Source organism: Mesorhizobium sp. M0136, from assembly GCF_040322515.1.
Lineage (GTDB): Bacteria > Pseudomonadota > Alphaproteobacteria > Rhizobiales > Rhizobiaceae > Mesorhizobium.
Genome location: NZ_JAMYTP010000002.1, coordinates 1 through 15,012, shown reverse-complemented (window position 1 = coordinate 15,012; position 15,012 = coordinate 1). Strand labels below are relative to the sequence as shown.

Below are 15,012 nucleotides of genomic sequence, written 5' to 3'. Positions count from 1 at the left end.
TCACTCTCCCCAGACATAGTTCAAGGCGCCGTCCTCGATGCGGGTGGAGAGGAACATCAGGCGGGAGCCCTTCGGCGCCGGGCCTTCGAGGCGATCACCGTTCGCCATGTCGAACGAGGCGCCGTGCCACTGGCAGACGAGCTTGCCGTCCTTGCAGTCGAGCGGACCACCGAAATGCAGGCAGACGTTGGCGGCAGCGCGGATACGCTCGCCGCTGCGGTAGACATGGACCTCGCGGCCGAAGAACGGAGCGATCAGGCTGCCTGTTTCCGGAACGTCGGCGATCCTGCAGATTTCATACTTCATCGGAATTTGCCTCTCGTGATTGATGCGACTGCATCTATATAGATGCATTTGCATCGATCGTCAAGCTTGATGCAATTGCATCTATCCCCTACGATGCAATCATGACCGGGATTCCTACACCTCCAGCAATCAAAGCCTGGGCCCGCCTGATGCGGGTTTCGCGCCAGTTGTTGGAAAGAGCCGAGGACGCGCTGAAGGACAGTGGCCTGCCGCCGCTTGCCTGGTACGACGTCCTGCATGAGCTTGCCGAGGCGGGCGAGGGTGGATTGCGGCCATTCCAACTCACCGAGCGCACCCTGTTTGCGCAGTATAACATCTCCCGGCTGCTGGCGCGGCTGGAAGCCGACGGGCTGGTCGAGAAGCTTCCCGTTGCCGATGACGGCCGCGGGCAAACCGTTCGTGTCACCGACAAGGGGCGCGAGACGCGTCGCCGCATGTGGGCTGTCTACGGCCGCTCGATCGCGGAGTTGGTCGGCTCCCGGCTTTCCAATGATGAGCTCGATGCGCTGTCAGCTCTGCTTGGGCGCCTGCGAGTTCCGCCCGCCCTGGAGTGACACGCCTTCATGGCGAAGATGCGCCGATTGGCGAGGTCAGGCACTGCCCCAGAGGAATGCCAATGTCGCCAGAACGCCAAGCCCGACGCGGACCATATGCAGATTGCCCCATTTGACGATCAATGTCCGAGCTTCAGGATTGATGGTGTTCGCGTCCATCGCCTCCAGCAACCTATTTGCCGGCATCATCACCAGCAGCGTCCATGGCCAGGGCAGGATGATCAGCACGGCGCCGGCCAGGTAAGCGAGACTGCCGGTCAGCCACCACGCGACGAGGCCCAGAATACAGGCGACGACGGCGATCGAAGCCTGCATGGCCGCGCCGCGCTTGTAGGAAGGCTGCCATTCCTGCAGCAATGCCTTGTCATCGAGGCGAAGCCGCGCCGGCTGCTCGGCGACGCTGACGTAGATAGCCGCGCCCGCGAACACTGCGGTAACGGTCAAGGCAAGCAATCCGGCGAGCATGATCCGTCTCCCGTGATGCCCCGCATGGAGCAAGCTATAGAAATAAAGGCTTGCGCCGGGTCGGGCAATACGCCATAAAGCCGAACCGTAACGTACGGTACGCCGTCGAGTTCGTACCTAAACTGCGGTGAGTTCGCTTCCTGAGGAAAGACCGTGTTGCACGCTGTGACCGATATAGACACCAGCGAGACGCTGACGGAGCGGCAGAAAGCCGTGCTCGACGCTGCCCTTCGCCTGCTGGTCGAAGAGGGCGATCAGTTGACCATGACCGCCGTGGCGCGGCGGGCGAGCTGCTCGAAGGAGACGCTCTACAAATGGTTCGGCGACCGCGACGGGCTGTTGACGGCAACGGTGCAATGGCAGGCGTCCAAGGTGCGGGTAGTGCCGGTTGATCGCAAGGGGCTCGACCTTGCTTCGCTGACGGGGAGCCTCGAACGCTTCGCTTCGGACTGGCTCAAGGTAATTTCGAGCGACACCTCGATCGCGCTGAACCGGGTGGCGGTCGGCCAGGCTAGTTCGGGGAAAGAGGATCTCGGCGCCATCGTGCTGGAGAACGGCCGCTTCGCACTGGCCAGGCGCCTTAAGCCGGTGCTCGAGGCAGGCAAGGAAGCTGGTTTCCTCGAGTTTTCCGATGCTGAGACGGCGTTCCGCACCTTTTTCGGGCTGGTCGCCCGTGACGTGCAGATCCGCCTGCTGCTTGGCGACCGGCTGGAATTGACTGATGCGGCGATCGGCGGCGATGCCGTCCGGGCGACGCAGCAGTTTCTCGCTCTTTACAGGGCAAAAACCGGGCCGCAAGGCCTCTGAATTCAAAACGGGAAGGAAGAAAAATGCGTGTCTATTACGATCGCGATGCCGATCTCAACCTGATCAAGGGCAAGAAGGTCGCCATCATCGGCTATGGCAGCCAGGGCAGGGCGCATGCGCTCAACCTCAAGGATTCCGGCGTCAAGGACATCGCCATCGGCCTCAAGGCCGGCTCGGCGACCGCCAAGAAGGTCGAGGCCGACGGGCTCAAGGTGATGAGCGTGGCCGATGCCGCCAAGTGGGCCGACCTGATGATGATGGCCACGCCCGACGAGCTGCAGGCCGACATCTACAAATCCGAGATCGCGCCGAACATCCGCGATGGCGCAGCGATCGCCTTTGCCCACGGCCTCAACGTTCATTTTGGCCTGATCGAGCCTAAAGCCTCGGTCGACGTCGTGATGATCGCGCCGAAGGGGCCCGGCCATACGGTGCGCGGCGAATACCAGAAGGGCGGCGGCGTGCCGTGCCTGGTCGCGGTCAACCAGGATGCTTCGGGCAATGCGCTCGACCTGGCGCTCTCCTACGCCTGCGGCGTTGGCGGCGGCCGTTCGGGCATTATCGAGACCAATTTCCGCGAGGAGTGCGAGACCGACCTGTTCGGCGAGCAGGTGGTGCTGTGCGGCGGTCTGGTCGAATTGATCCGCGCCGGCTTCGAGACACTGGTGGAAGCCGGCTACGCGCCGGAAATGGCCTATTTCGAGTGCCTGCACGAGGTCAAATTGATCGTCGACCTGATCTACGAAGGCGGCATCGCCAACATGAACTACTCGATCTCGAACACCGCCGAATGGGGCGAATACGTCTCGGGCCCGCGCATCATCACCGCCGAGACGAAGGCCGAGATGAAGCGCGTTCTGAAGGATATCCAGACTGGCAAGTTCACCTCGGAATGGATGCAGGAATACCGCGCCGGCATGTCGCGCTTCAAGGGCATCCGCCGCAACAATGACAGCCACCAGATCGAGGAAGTCGGCGCCAAGCTGCGCGCGATGATGCCGTGGATTTCCAAGAACAAGCTGGTCGACAAGGCCAAGAACTGAAGGAACTCCACATTCGTTTCGTTGCGCGTCCTCAAGCTTCGCCCTGCGGGCGCGCGGGGGATTTCCAAGAACAAGCTGGTCGACAAGGCCAAGAACTGAAGGAAATCCACATTCGTTTCGTTGCGCGTCCTCAGGCTTCGCCCTGCGGGCGCGCGGGAATTTCCAAGAATAAGCTGGTCGACAAGGCCAAGAACTGAAGGAATCCACATTCGTTTCGTTGCGCGTCCTCAGGCTTCGCCCTGCGGGCGCGCGGGGATTTCCAAAAACAAGCTGGTCGACAAGGCCAAGAACTATCGCAATTTCATTGCCGATCAAGAAAGGCCGGCGGAGCGATCCGCCGGCCTTTTTCGCATAAAGATTGTGTGGTTCCCACGCTTGTGGACAGGCGCATTATCCTCATCACCGTGGTATGCCTGTGCGGGCCATGGCACAGAAGTGCCAAAGGGGGCTGAGACTTGGAACTCAAATTTCTGTTGGTCGGGTTTGCCTGCGCGGTTGCCGGCATGCTCTCCCTCGTCACGTTCCTGAAGTGGTGGGAGGTGAGGGCGGTCAGCCGCTGGTCTCCGACGCCGGGAAAGATCGTCTCGTCGCGTGTCGAGGCTTGCGAGGTGACCAGTTCGGGATCCGGTTCGGACAGCAGAGGGTCGACCGAGATGCGCAACTTCCCGGCGATCACCTTCGAATACAAGGTGAACGGCAAGAAGTTTCGCAGTTCGCACTACAGCGTGCAGGAGAACCTTGGAAACTTTGCCGTGGCGGAAACCCTTGCGAAATTTCCAAACGGGGCTGGCGTAACCGTCTTCTACAACCCGGCCGATCCAGCCAAGGCCGTGATCGAACGCACCATGCCCGAAGGTTCCTTCAAATTCATGGTCCAGCTTTCGGCCGGGCTGGTGGTTGGCGCGCTGGTATTGGTCTTCTCCGTCGGCGGCGTCCTGGAAGCGATCCGGCCGTTTTTGCCCAAGCCGCAGAACCTCGGCGCCGCGGCCCTGCTGCTGTTCATGGGATTGTTTGTCCTGCGCATGGGCTTCGCCCAGAAGTCACTAGCGGAACAGGCGGCGAAATGGCCCATCACGGCAGGACACATCGATGCTTCGGGCTTGCAGAAATTTGAGACCCGCGACAGGTCCGGAGGCGGCTATCGGCCCTGGCGAACAGTCTTCAAATCCCGCATCGTCTACAGCTATAGCGTCGCCGGCCAGCGCTACGCCGCCGATCGCATCGCTTTCGGCGCAAACGTGACGGCTTCGCTGCCGAGCCTCGTTAGCGGTCAATCACGGCGCTACCTCGAGGGCGACAAGGTCGAGGTCCACTACGATCCCGCCAATCCGGCTGCCGCGGTTCTCGAATGCAGGGTGAGTGGGCTTTGGCTCCTGTGGGTCTGCGCAGTTGGCTTCCTCGGCGGAGCCGCGCTGCTTGTCGGGGTGATCTAAGGCTGAAGCTGCCGTCCTCGACGCTGTAGATCCAGAGGAAGGGCACTTGTCTTCAGCATCTGACAAGAACTCCGCTGTCGAAGCCCGGCCATGTCAGTCTCAACGTCGCCCCGTCGACGACAACATGGATGACACGGGAGAACGGCTCTTCGGCCGACGGGTCGGATCCGTAGCATTGGCTGGCCCGCGCCACCCAACCCGTGGGTGTCTCGAGAAACGTTGCGTGTTCGCAGCCGAGAGCAGGGAGCGACAGCGCATCGCGGTACAATGTGTAGACAGTCTGGCGTTGAACATCCGCAACGGCGGTGCAGTTCGATCTGTCCCGGGACCATGTGCCGACATAGGGTTCCGTGGCAAAGGCGCTGCCGCACGAAAATGCTGAGATCGAAATGAGCATCAAGAGATTTCGGATCATCGATTCTTTCTTTCGACCATGACATCGGGCCATGCTAAAGCATCGATACTTAGACTTCACAATGATGCTGCTCCAGGGACTTAAATGATCATCCAAAAGGCAGCAGCTGTTTTTCTGTGCATGCTGAGCCTGTCGCAAGCAGCGAACGCAACAGAATGTTCGCTCAGCCATGCGACCTATCGCGAGCCGCGTTCGGGAGCGACGATACAGTTCCGGCCCACAGACAACGAGCCGGCTGCGCTGACGACCGAGGTCTTTTCGCTGATCGTGCCTAACACCGACCTTCGTTTGCCGTCGGACATCACCTGGACCAATGGCAAGTACTCGTTTCCTGTGGGTACGATCCGGCACACCTGCACCGACGACGATCGCGAGGCGGGTCTCGAGGACGGCACCGGGCTGTGCAGAGTGTGGGACGGGCAGGTCTATGCGTTCAGTGCAGGCGGTGCCGAGCAGCTGAGTTCCCGCGAAACTTCGCCGGCACCGGCAGGGTTGCTGTTGCCTGACTTCGGCGCGATTTTTACCGAATGGCCCGATTTCGCCAAAGCCAATCCCGACGGTTCGGCCTGGGACGCCTTTAGCTTGAGGGGTTGCAGCGATGAATAACAAGAGACTGCCGGCCTGCATCTGCACCCTGTCGGTCCTTGTGGCCATGGCCCCGGGGGCTCGTGCCGACCAAAGCACGCCGTCGCGTCCGCCCGTCGACAAATGCAGCTGGGAACGGTTGGCGGACAGGGATGTCGGGCTGGCTGCCTGGGTGCAGCGCTGCGATTTCGGTTTTCGCCGGATTCATTTCGAGCTTGGCGGCAATGCTCTTGCCATCAAATACAGCGATGGCGGTTCGGCCGATCCCGTCGTCGAAGTCTTCGATATGCTGCCGGGCGAGGCCGCCGATGCTGGGTTGCAGCGCATTTTTACGCAGAAGACCGAGAAAGCCATCAGCACACGTTGCGTGCTCATGCCTTACACCGAAGGGGCGACGCCCGCGCGCATCCTCCGGTATGTTTTCAGTCCCGATGCCGCCTATCGTGAGGAATTGAAGACCGTCGCCAACCCTGACGAGGTCGGCGAACCGCCTTGCGGCGAATGGGGCGAAGCCCCGGACGGCATTCAGTATTTCGAGGTGCAATCACCCGAACTGCGAAAGCTTCTATTCGTTCGCGTCGGCCAGGATGAGCCGCTGTTTGACGAGCAGACACTGCAAGTCCTGCCACCCGGATAGCGCCTTTAGATATCAGCCGTAGTGCCAACTGGGCTTTGGTTCGGTGCCGATGAACATCACGCCGATGCGATCCTCGCGGCGCCAGCGGACCACGGCCTTGTAGGCGATGCCGTCGGTCGGAACATAGAGCAGGAACTCGTCGGGCACGCGCGCGTCGATCGAGACCTTCAATTCGGCGCCGCCGGCATGCATGTTGCGCAGCGTGCATGTCACCTCGGAATTGGTCATGCCGGTCAGGATCGTCGCGCCCTTCAAGACGCGCTGCCGGCGTTTGTCCCTCTGTTCGTCCTCGGCCATCGCACGCAATCCAGCCATTTTTCGCGTCTCGGGCGTTCTGATCGGGAGGATTATTAGACCTGCCTGATAAAAATAGCGTTATCAGCAGTCGGGACTGGGAGATGTTCGCGGTTCCTGGCTGGAAGAAAAAGGCGCCGCGAAGCACGGCGCCGAACGATGCTTGTTATCGGCCTGCTTACCTATAGGGCGAGTAGCATTGCTGGCGCGGCCCATAATAGGGCTGGAAGGTGTTGTCCCAGGCGCGGTACGACCGGTAGCGATTGTAACACCATTGGACATGTGCACTGGAAAGCCGCCCTGCGCGATAATAGCGGCGCGGTGGCGGCGCGTCGTAGTAGTTGTAGCTGTTGTACAGGCTGCCAAGGCCGAGCCCCAGGCCCAAGCCAAGAATCGCGGCACCCGCACCATCATCATAGTAGCCGCCGCGGTAATGGCGGCGATGGTGGCGCCAGCGCCAGCTGTCGTCCCAGCCGCCATTATCCCAGTGTCTCGAAAAATGACGGCCGCGGAAATTGTGGGACCGCCATCTCCAATCGTCGCCGCCGTGCCATTGCCGAAAGCCGCGATTGCGCCAACGCCAGATCTGCCTGTCATTGCCGCCTGCCCAATCTTCACGAATTTGCACGATGTCGGCAGCATTGCCCGCCACCGGCAGCAGAGGTTTGGGTATTGGCCCGGCAAGCGAGGGGGCCGAGAGGCCGGTGATCAGACCGAGGGCCATCAGCCCGGATCTGACAGAAGATAAAAAGAGCGGTTTCATCGCACTCTCCGAAGATTCAGGCCCCACGCCCAGAATACCCCGGGGAAGGGCCTATTGATGGAACTTTCCATCTGAACGGAAGATGAACAAAAAGGTTCCGTCAGCCATAGCGAGCGCGCGATCAAGCAGAGCCGCCTGATTTCTGCGCCCTTGTTTTCGGGCGCGCTTGCGGGCAAAGGTCAAAGCCATGTCGCTGCGCCTTGCCACTTTCAACGTCGAAAACCTGATGAACAGGTTTGATTATTCCGGATACCGCAATCAGCTCAACGAAGATCGCACGCTGGCGCTTTTCGACATCCAGAGCGAGGCCGAATACAAGATGCTCGAGCAGGCGCGGGCCATCGCGCAGTCCGACGACACGCGGCAGTTGACGGCGCTGGCGATCGCGGCCACCCGCGCCGACATCATCTGCATGCAGGAGGTCGACAATATCGAGGCGCTGAGGGCCTTCGAATATGGCTATCTGTTCAAGATGGTGGGGCAAGGCTACCGGCAGAAATACACCACCGCCGGCAATGATTCGCGCGGCATCGACGTCGCCGTGATGATGCGCAACGAGACCGCGCAGGGCCAGCCGATCGAATTCGTGCGCATGACCAGCTACGCCTATGTCACGTTCGAGCAATTCGGGCTGCACACGGCGGAATTGGCAGCACTTGGACATCAGGCCAATGAGCGCATCTTCCGGCGCGACTGCCTGGAAATCGATCTGACCGTGGCTGGCGCGCCGTTGACGCTCTATCTCGTGCATTTCAAGTCGATGGGCTCGCCCCGTAACGGCCTCGACGGCCGCGAGGCGACAATGCCGCTGCGCATCGCCGAGGCGCAGGCGGTGCGCCGGATCATCGAGGAGCGCTTCGGCAAGGACCATGCCGCCGACAAGCGCTGGGCAATCTGCGGCGACATGAACGACTACCGGCAGCGCGTGAAGATCACTGGCGATGTTTTCGACGGCTATCGCTTCGAGGTGATCGACGAGACCCGGTCCTGCATCGACGTGCTCACTGCCGGCGGTTTTTGCGAAAACGCGGTCGAGCGGCGGCCGGAAATGGACCGCTGGACTTTCTATCACACGCGCGGACCGGAAGAGCGGCATCTCTGCCAGCTCGACTACATCCTTTTGTCGAGGGCGCTAGCCAGGCAGAACGCCACCGCCGTTCCCGATATCATCCGTAACGGGCAGCCTTGGCGCACCATATTTCCGGCAGGCCAGGAGGTCGAGCGCTTCCCACGCGCCGGGTGGGACCGGCCGAAGGCATCCGACCATTGCCCGGTAGCAATTGCCCTCGACATGGCGTGAGACAGGCGTGAGTTTCGACCTGCCGCGCAATGTCATCCTGCCCGTCGATGCCATCGACGTCAGGCTCGATCCTGGCCCGCATCCATTCGAGCGCGATAATGCCGAGGCGATCGCGGCGAACTGGCGGCGTGAGACCGCATCGAAGCCGGCGCTTTTCGATGGCACCGTGGTGCTGCTTTCCGCACTCAGCTACCGCGACAATCGCCTCGTCGGCCGCTGCCATGCGGTGCGGTATTCGACCTTCATGCTTTGGCGCAGCAATAGACAGGTGCCTGGTGCCGAACATGCCTACGCGCACGCCATGCTGGTCGCTGGCGACAATGCGCTGGTGGCGATCCGCATGGCGCCGCATACGGTCAATGCCGGGCGCATCTACTTCGCCGCCGGCTCGTTCGAGCCAACCGATTTCCGCGACGGCCTTGTCGACGTCGACTTCAACATGATCCGCGAGGTACGGGAGGAAACCGGCCTCGACCTATCAGGCGCGACACGCGGCAGGCGCCACTACGCCCTGTCGACGGCAAGCGGCACGGTGATCTTTCGCCGCTACCGCGAGACGGCCTCCGCCGACGACCTGGCACAGCGGATCCGCGCTTTCGTCGCGGCCGAGTCAGAGCCTGAAATCGAAGGTCCTGTGATCATCCGCAATGCAGCCGACCTGCCGGACGGATTGATGCCGCATATGAGACCGCTGATCGAATGGCACTTCGCGCAAGGATTCCGACTCTAACGTCGCGACCTGCCTTCAATAGCCTTGCGGTCGCTGCGGGCAGCGACAAAATACAGCAGCACGCCGAGACCCAGGAGTGCCCCCATGGCCGTTCCCATCGTCTGCCCAATTACCTGCTGGAAGTCAGCTGTGACGCGATCGGGATTATCCATTCCATAACGGATCAAATTCCACCAAAGCCCTGCCAATGCGGCTTCGACGATCACCATCGCCAGAGCCAGTCGCCCTCTCTTGCTCATCCATTGTTCCCCCTTAGTCCCCAACAGCATTGTTATCATTGCAGATTGTGCTGCGACAAGGGCAGGTTGCTTATAAAATTGGCAGCGTCGCGAGGCGACATTTGCTGCAACGCTCTATTCATGCCTCAGCGCGTCGATGGGGTTGAGCCGTGCGCCGCGCAGCGCCGGGAAGAAGCCGAACACCATGCCGATCAGCGCGGAAAAGCCGACCGCAAGCAGGATGACCGCCGGGCTTGGCGCAAACGGGATCGTCAGCGTCAGCGAGGCGAGGCCGGCCAATGCCAGGCCGATCAGGATGCCGATGATGCCGCCAAGCAGCGACAGCACCGTCGCCTCGACCAGGAACTGGATGAGGATGTGCTTTTCGTGGGCGCCGATGGCGAGCCTGATGCCGATCTCGCGCGTGCGCTCGGTTACCGACACCAGCATGATATTCATAATGCCGATGCCGCCGACGAGCAGGCTGACGCCGGCGACGGCGCCGAGCATGCCAGTCATGGTGGTGGTGGCGCTGGCCATGGCATCGGCGATCTGGGTCATGTCGCGGATCGAGAAATCATCGTCTCGGTCGGGCGTGATGCGGCGTGTGTCGCGCAAGATGTCCTCGACGCGCTGCTGCAGCACCGTGGTTGGCGTACGGTCGTCGGCGGCGACATAGATCGATTCGATGTCGCGATTGCCGGCAATGCGACGCTGATAGGCGGCGAGCGGCATCAGCACGACATTGTCCTGGTCCTGGCCGAAGCCGGTATAGCCCTTCGGTTCGAGCAAGCCGATGATTTTGCAGGAGGTGCGGTTGACGCGGATGATCTCGCCTTCGGGGTCACCGGCGCCGAAGAACTGCTGGCGCACCGTCTCCCCGATGAGGCAGACGCCGGTCCCCGAGCGGGTTTCCGAATCGCTGAACGGGCGGCCCGAAACCAGCTTCCAGTCGCGGGCATCGAGATAGGCGCTGTCGCTGCCGGTGACGCCCGAGGTCAGGCTTTCGGTGCCGAAAATGACGCGCACCTGCTTTTGCGACGCCGGCGCGATAGCGCGCGCGCCGTCCAGATGCGCGACAAGCGCTGCGAGATCCTTGTAGGCAAGAGGCCGGACCACCTGGTCGAGCCCTCCAGGTCCGCCAGGCCCGGCCGGACGGCCGGAACGGATGACAAGCAGATTGCTGCCGAGCTTGGAAATATCGGACTTGACCTTCTCGGTGGTACCCGAGCCGATGGTCAGCATGGCGATGACGGCGGCAACGCCGATGACGATGCCGAGCAGCGTCAAGAACGAGCGCAGCACGTTGCGGCGGATGGAGCGGAGCGAGAGGCGGACGGTTTCCCAGATCATGGCTAGGCCATCTCGAAATTGGCGGTATCCGAGGCAACATGGCCATCGAGGAAACGGATCGTGCGCTGGGCATAGCCGGCAACATCGGCTTCGTGCGTGACCATGGCGATGGTCAGGCCGAGCTCGCTGTTCAGCTGCGTCAGGAGCTCCATGGTCTCGTGCGTGCGGGCGGTGTCGAGATTGCCGGTCGGCTCGTCGGCAACGAGCAGCGTCGGCCTGGTGACGATGGCGCGGGCGATCGCCACGCGCTGCTGCTGGCCGCCGGACAGCTCGGCTGGCGTATGATGCTCGCGGCCGACAAGGCCGACCTCGGCAAGTGCCTGCATGGCAAGGCCGCGGCGCTCGCGGGCACCTACGCCGCGGTAGATCAGCGGCAGTTCGACATTCTCCGCCGCCGTAGTGCGCGGCAAGAGATTATAGCCCTGGAAGACGAAGCCCACATAGAGATTGCGCAGCTGAGCACGGCGGTTGCGGTCGAGACGGCCGGCGTCGATGCCTTCGAAGCTGTAAGTCCCAGCGGTCGGCGTGTCGAGGCAGCCAATGATGTTCATGGCCGTCGATTTGCCGGAACCGGATGGGCCCATGATGGCGACGAATTCGCCGCGTCTGATTGCGAGGTCGACGCCGGCCAGCGCATGCACCCGGGCTTCGCCCTGGCCATAGCTTTTCCAGACCTTGTCGAAGCCTATGAGCGTGGTCGCGACCGATGCCACGATCAACTCCGCTGCTGCGAGGCGGTAATGACTTGTGCGCCTTCCTCCAGGCCGGAGACGATCTCGGTCAGTTCGCCGTCTGTCGAGCCGACCCTGACGTTGACCGGATGCGGCCGCCCATTCTCCAGCACGTAGAGCGTGCGCGAGCCGTCGGTGGGCTTCGTCGCCGCCGGGTGCTGGCGGTTGCCGCCGGGACGTCCCATGCGGCCGGTGAACAGGTCGGTGAGGCTCCAGCCGCGCTCCGCCGTCTGGGCCGGCCGGTAGCGGAAGGCGATCGACGGCACGGTGAGCACGTTCCTGGCCTGCTTGGTGACGACCGAGACGGTGGCTGTCATGCCGGGCCGCAACAGAAGTTCGCTGTTGTCGACATCCAGCCTTGCATCGTAAGTGACGACGCCGTCGGTGGTGACCGAGGCATAGGAGATGTCGCGGATTTCGGCGTCGAACGGCCGTTCCGGAAAGGCATCGACGGTGAAGCGCGCATGCTGGCCGGGTTTGACGGCGCCGATATCGGCCTCGTCGACCGCCGCCTTCAACTCCATGTTCTTCAGATCGGCGGCGATGACGAACAGGACCGGCGCCTGCAGCGAAGAGGCGACCGTCTGGCCGGGATCGACCGAGCGCGTCAGTATGATGCCGTCGATCGGAGCGTAGATGGTGCTCTTGGCAAGATCCGTCTGCTGCGCCTTGAGATCGGCACTGGCCATGGCGAGGTTGGCTTTGGCAATATCGAGCGCCGCCTTCGAGCGGTCGCACGTGGCGGTTGCCGCTTCGAGCGACTGGTCCGTCGCCATGCCGCGCTTGGTCAGTTGTGCCGCGCGCACCAGCGCCTTTTCGTTTTCGGCCAGGGTCACAGTGGCGTCCTCGACGCTCGCCGCCGCTGCCTTGGCGGAGGCCTGGGCGCGCTCGATCTGCACCTCCAACTTTGCGGTGTCGAGCGCAGCCAGCACATCGCCCTTCTTCACCAGCTGGTTCTCGTTGACCGAAACCGAGCGGACGACGCCGGAGAGTTCGCTGGAAATATCGACCTGGGTGAGGGGCTGCAGCGTGCCGGTAGCCGAAACCGCGACGGTAAGGTCGGCCATGGCGGCCAGTGTCGTGGTATACTCCATCTTGGCGGGCGAGCCCGCATACCAGGGGTAGCCGACGACACCCGCGGCCACTGCGAGTAGCGCAAGCAGCGCGTAAAACCAACCGCGACGGCGTTTTGTCTTCAGGCCCTGGTGGTCGAGCCCGAGCGCCGTCTCGATGGCGGAAGCGGATTCCGTCTTTGGCAGATTGACAATCTGGTCCACGCCGGACCCCTATGTTCAGTGATTTCCCATCAGTGCACAAATCAGGCCTTATGGTTCAAAATTCAAATTAAATTTCGCCCATGTTGGGAATGAGGCAGAGGACTTACTGAGATGCAGCCGCGGAATTACTTACTTTACGACGTATTCACCACCAACCGGCTGGCGGGCAATCCGCTGGCCGTGGTGCTCGACTGTAACGGGCTGGACCTTGCTGCGATGCAGGCGGTGGCGCGCGAGTTCAATCTGTCCGAAACCGTCTTCGTGCTGCCGCCTGATAATCCCAAGCATCGGGCCCGCATCCGTATCTTCACACCCGACTATGAAATGCCGTTCGCCGGCCACCCGACCGTCGGCTCGGCGATAGCGCTCGCCGAAATGGCGGGAGAGGCCGCCGGCATCTTCGTGCTCGAGGAGAATATCGGCCCGGTGCGCTGCGCTGTCAGCAAGCACGATGGTTCGACCTTTGCCGAGTTCGACCTGGCGAAACTGCCGGCACAGCTGGAATTGTCGGCCGATCCCGAGGCGATCGGCGCGGCCCTTGGTCTTGGGCCGCACGAGATCGGCTTCGAGAACCACCGCGTTTCGTTCTGGTCGGCTGGAGTGCCCTACGTGACCATCCCCGTCGCCAATCTGGAGGCGGCCGCCCGGATCAGGCTGGACAACCAGGCGTGGTCGGAGTTGGCACCACGCAAGAGCGAATGGGCCTTCGCCAGCCCCTATGTCTATTGCCGCGAGACGGTCCACCATGACAGTGCCTTCCATGTCCGCATGATGGTGCCCGGCAATCCGTCCTACGAAGACCCGGCGACCGGATCAGCGGCGGCCGCGTTCGCCGGCGCGATCATGCATTTCGACGGCCCGACAGACGGCGTTTCACAACTGTGGATCGAGCAGGGGCTGGAGATGGGCCGGCCTTCGCGCATTCGCCTCGAACTGAATGTCGACGGCGGCAAACTGGCCGCCGCCCGCATCGGCGGCCATGCAGTGAAGGTGGCTGAAGGCAGGCTTTTTGTTTGACGACCTCGGCACTTCGGCGATTTGTCGGGAAATGAATCCCACGGGGCTGGACATGGCGGATGTCGGCGGCTATATGCCCGCCAACGCCGGTTTTACCGGCCGAGTGGGTGCGTAGCTCAGTTGGTAGAGCAGCTGACTCTTAATCAGCGGGTCCACAGTTCAATCCTGTGCGCACCCACCAAAAATCTCCAGGATTTGGTGGAAAGACCTTAGAACGAGCCGGTTTCATTCACCGCGCTCGTTTCATCAACTTTGGGCTGGCCTTTGGAGTCCGATAGTCTTTGGCGAGGCGTGCTCTTAGCTCGCAGCGCTCGCAGCCGACTGGATCAAACGCCGCGATTGCCGCGCCCGAAAACGCGGCTCAGAAACTTGCCGAACCGAAAAGCGATGCCATTGTCAGCACTCTGACGTCTGTCAGCATCAACGTCGGCTTTTCCCCCTGAAAAGTCGCTGATAAGCCATCAGAAGAAGATCAAGAAAAGGACGAGAATCGATCGGACCGTAGCTGGAATATCTGCCGCGCGAAATCAGCGCACCGCTACCGACAATGAGAAACGCAGCAGAGTAGGCGGGGTGAAACTTTTTCATCCCACCAGATTTATCTGAGAAACATTGCGGACGGAAGCTGCTGCCTTAGGGGATCGAGTTCATAGGCCGTATCCGATCACTTCTCCGAAACACCAGCCTCCGCAAAACTTGCCATCCTGGCGTGGCATTCCAATGCCGAGCGGACGATGTTGACGGCGAGGCAGGCGCCGGAGCCTTCGCCGAGCCTCATGCCGAGGTCGAGCAAGGGCGGCAGGCCGAGCGCCTCCAATAGACGACGGTGGCCGGATTCGGCCGAGACATGGGCTGCCAGGGTGTGGGCGAGGCCAGCAGGGTGCAGCGCTGCCAAGGGTGCCGCTGCGGCGGTGCAGACGAAGCCGTCGAGCAATACCGGCACGCCGAGATGACGCGCAGCCAGCGTTGCGCCCAAGATCGCCGCAAGCTCGGGGGCCCCCCGCGGGGCGCGCGCCGGAGACGGGGACGGCGCGCCGCGGGCGGGGGCGGGGGGGTGAAAAACACCTGGCCGAGCACGCGCCAT

The 15,012-nt window shown here is 62.1% G+C and carries 19 protein-coding genes and 1 tRNA gene; 10 read left to right on the top strand and 10 right to left on the bottom strand.

Annotation, left to right across the window (positions count from 1 at the left end; all coding sequences use genetic code 11):
- Entirely contained in the window at positions 1-306 is a 306-nt protein-coding gene (locus tag NKJ35_RS01935; protein ID WP_254820707.1) for a Rieske (2Fe-2S) protein, read from the bottom strand.
- 101 nt (positions 307-407) lie between these two features.
- On the opposite strand from NKJ35_RS01935, the gene NKJ35_RS01930 reads away from it, so the two are divergent.
- The gene (locus NKJ35_RS01930; RefSeq protein ID WP_352509627.1) at positions 408-860 is read left to right on the top strand and encodes a MarR family winged helix-turn-helix transcriptional regulator; all 453 of its coding nucleotides are present in this window, start codon (positions 408-410) and stop codon (positions 858-860) included.
- Positions 861-896: 36 nt separating this feature from the next.
- Here the strand turns inward: NKJ35_RS01930 and NKJ35_RS01925 are convergent, their stop codons facing one another.
- On the bottom strand, positions 897-1,325 hold the full coding sequence (locus NKJ35_RS01925; protein ID WP_352644599.1) for an anthrone oxygenase family protein: 429 nt from the start codon (positions 1,323-1,325) through the stop codon (positions 897-899).
- A gap of 153 nt (positions 1,326-1,478) precedes the next feature.
- Here NKJ35_RS01925 and NKJ35_RS01920 point away from each other — a divergent pair, with 153 nt between their 5' ends.
- The 5 genes from NKJ35_RS01920 to NKJ35_RS01900 all read left to right on the top strand — a co-directional run bounded on the left by NKJ35_RS01920 (position 1,479) and on the right by NKJ35_RS01900 (position 6,245).
- Positions 1,479-2,132 (top strand): TetR/AcrR family transcriptional regulator, encoded by a 654-nt coding sequence (locus NKJ35_RS01920; RefSeq protein ID WP_352644597.1) that lies wholly within the window; start codon positions 1,479-1,481, stop codon positions 2,130-2,132.
- Positions 2,133-2,155: 23 nt separating this feature from the next.
- Complete coding sequence (gene ilvC, locus NKJ35_RS01915) at positions 2,156-3,175, top strand: ketol-acid reductoisomerase (RefSeq protein WP_023676662.1); 1,020 nt, start codon at positions 2,156-2,158, stop codon at positions 3,173-3,175.
- Positions 3,176-3,630: 455 nt separating this feature from the next.
- Positions 3,631-4,608, top strand: coding sequence for a DUF3592 domain-containing protein (locus NKJ35_RS01910; protein WP_352644595.1), 978 nt, complete (start codon positions 3,631-3,633; stop codon positions 4,606-4,608).
- Positions 4,609-5,107: 499 nt separating this feature from the next.
- Positions 5,108-5,629 carry a hypothetical protein gene (locus NKJ35_RS01905; RefSeq protein WP_352644593.1) on the top strand — a complete coding sequence of 174 codons (522 nt, stop codon included), beginning with the start codon at positions 5,108-5,110 and terminating at the stop codon, positions 5,627-5,629.
- A complete protein-coding gene (locus NKJ35_RS01900) occupies positions 5,622-6,245 on the top strand; it encodes a hypothetical protein (RefSeq protein WP_352644591.1) in 624 nt (207 codons plus the stop codon). Before NKJ35_RS01905 ends, NKJ35_RS01900 begins: the two co-directional genes overlap by 8 nt.
- Positions 6,246-6,257: 12 nt before the next feature.
- On the opposite strand, the gene NKJ35_RS01895 is transcribed toward NKJ35_RS01900, so the two are convergent.
- The 3 genes from NKJ35_RS01895 to NKJ35_RS01885 form a co-directional block, all read right to left on the bottom strand.
- Complete coding sequence (locus tag NKJ35_RS01895; RefSeq protein WP_352645025.1) at positions 6,258-6,542, bottom strand: PilZ domain-containing protein; 285 nt, start codon at positions 6,540-6,542, stop codon at positions 6,258-6,260.
- 175 nt (positions 6,543-6,717) lie between these two features.
- On the bottom strand, positions 6,718-7,302 hold the full coding sequence (locus NKJ35_RS01890) for a BA14K family protein (protein ID WP_352477524.1): 585 nt from the start codon (positions 7,300-7,302) through the stop codon (positions 6,718-6,720).
- A gap of 51 nt (positions 7,303-7,353) precedes the next feature.
- The gene (locus tag NKJ35_RS01885; protein WP_254820699.1) at positions 7,354-7,491 is read right to left on the bottom strand and encodes a hypothetical protein; all 138 of its coding nucleotides are present in this window, start codon (positions 7,489-7,491) and stop codon (positions 7,354-7,356) included.
- On the opposite strand from NKJ35_RS01885, the gene NKJ35_RS01880 reads away from it, so the two are divergent.
- Together NKJ35_RS01880 and NKJ35_RS01875 are read left to right on the top strand one after the other, a co-directional pair.
- The gene (locus NKJ35_RS01880; protein WP_352509641.1) at positions 7,490-8,602 is read left to right on the top strand and encodes an endonuclease/exonuclease/phosphatase family protein; all 1,113 of its coding nucleotides are present in this window, start codon (positions 7,490-7,492) and stop codon (positions 8,600-8,602) included. The two genes, NKJ35_RS01885 and NKJ35_RS01880, sit on opposite strands and share 2 nt — an antisense overlap.
- A gap of 7 nt (positions 8,603-8,609) precedes the next feature.
- The gene (locus NKJ35_RS01875) at positions 8,610-9,332 is read left to right on the top strand and encodes a hypothetical protein (RefSeq protein WP_352644589.1); all 723 of its coding nucleotides are present in this window, start codon (positions 8,610-8,612) and stop codon (positions 9,330-9,332) included.
- Here the strand turns inward: NKJ35_RS01875 and NKJ35_RS01870 are convergent.
- The 4 genes from NKJ35_RS01870 to NKJ35_RS01855 form a co-directional block, all read right to left on the bottom strand.
- Complete coding sequence (locus NKJ35_RS01870; protein ID WP_352477528.1) at positions 9,329-9,571, bottom strand: hypothetical protein; 243 nt, start codon at positions 9,569-9,571, stop codon at positions 9,329-9,331. The two genes, NKJ35_RS01875 and NKJ35_RS01870, sit on opposite strands and share 4 nt — an antisense overlap.
- Positions 9,572-9,685: 114 nt before the next feature.
- Complete coding sequence (locus tag NKJ35_RS01865) at positions 9,686-10,903, bottom strand: ABC transporter permease (protein ID WP_352644586.1); 1,218 nt, start codon at positions 10,901-10,903, stop codon at positions 9,686-9,688.
- A gap of 2 nt (positions 10,904-10,905) precedes the next feature.
- A complete protein-coding gene (locus NKJ35_RS01860; RefSeq protein WP_352644585.1) occupies positions 10,906-11,616 on the bottom strand; it encodes an ABC transporter ATP-binding protein in 711 nt (236 codons plus the stop codon).
- 2 nt (positions 11,617-11,618) lie between these two features.
- Positions 11,619-12,911, bottom strand: a complete 1,293-nt coding sequence (locus tag NKJ35_RS01855; RefSeq protein ID WP_352644584.1) for an efflux RND transporter periplasmic adaptor subunit — start codon at positions 12,909-12,911, stop codon at positions 11,619-11,621.
- A gap of 111 nt (positions 12,912-13,022) precedes the next feature.
- On the opposite strand from NKJ35_RS01855, the gene NKJ35_RS01850 reads away from it, so the two are divergent.
- The gene (locus tag NKJ35_RS01850) at positions 13,023-13,928 is read left to right on the top strand and encodes a PhzF family phenazine biosynthesis protein (protein WP_254820692.1); all 906 of its coding nucleotides are present in this window, start codon (positions 13,023-13,025) and stop codon (positions 13,926-13,928) included.
- A 105-nt stretch (positions 13,929-14,033) separates the two neighbouring features.
- Positions 14,034-14,109: transfer RNA gene (locus NKJ35_RS01845), tRNA-Lys, on the top strand.
- Between the two features lie 483 nt (positions 14,110-14,592).
- Here the strand turns inward: NKJ35_RS01845 and NKJ35_RS01840 are convergent.
- A partial coding sequence (locus NKJ35_RS01840; protein ID WP_352644581.1) for a nicotinate-nucleotide--dimethylbenzimidazole phosphoribosyltransferase occupies positions 14,593-15,012 on the bottom strand: 420 nt, incomplete at its 5' end.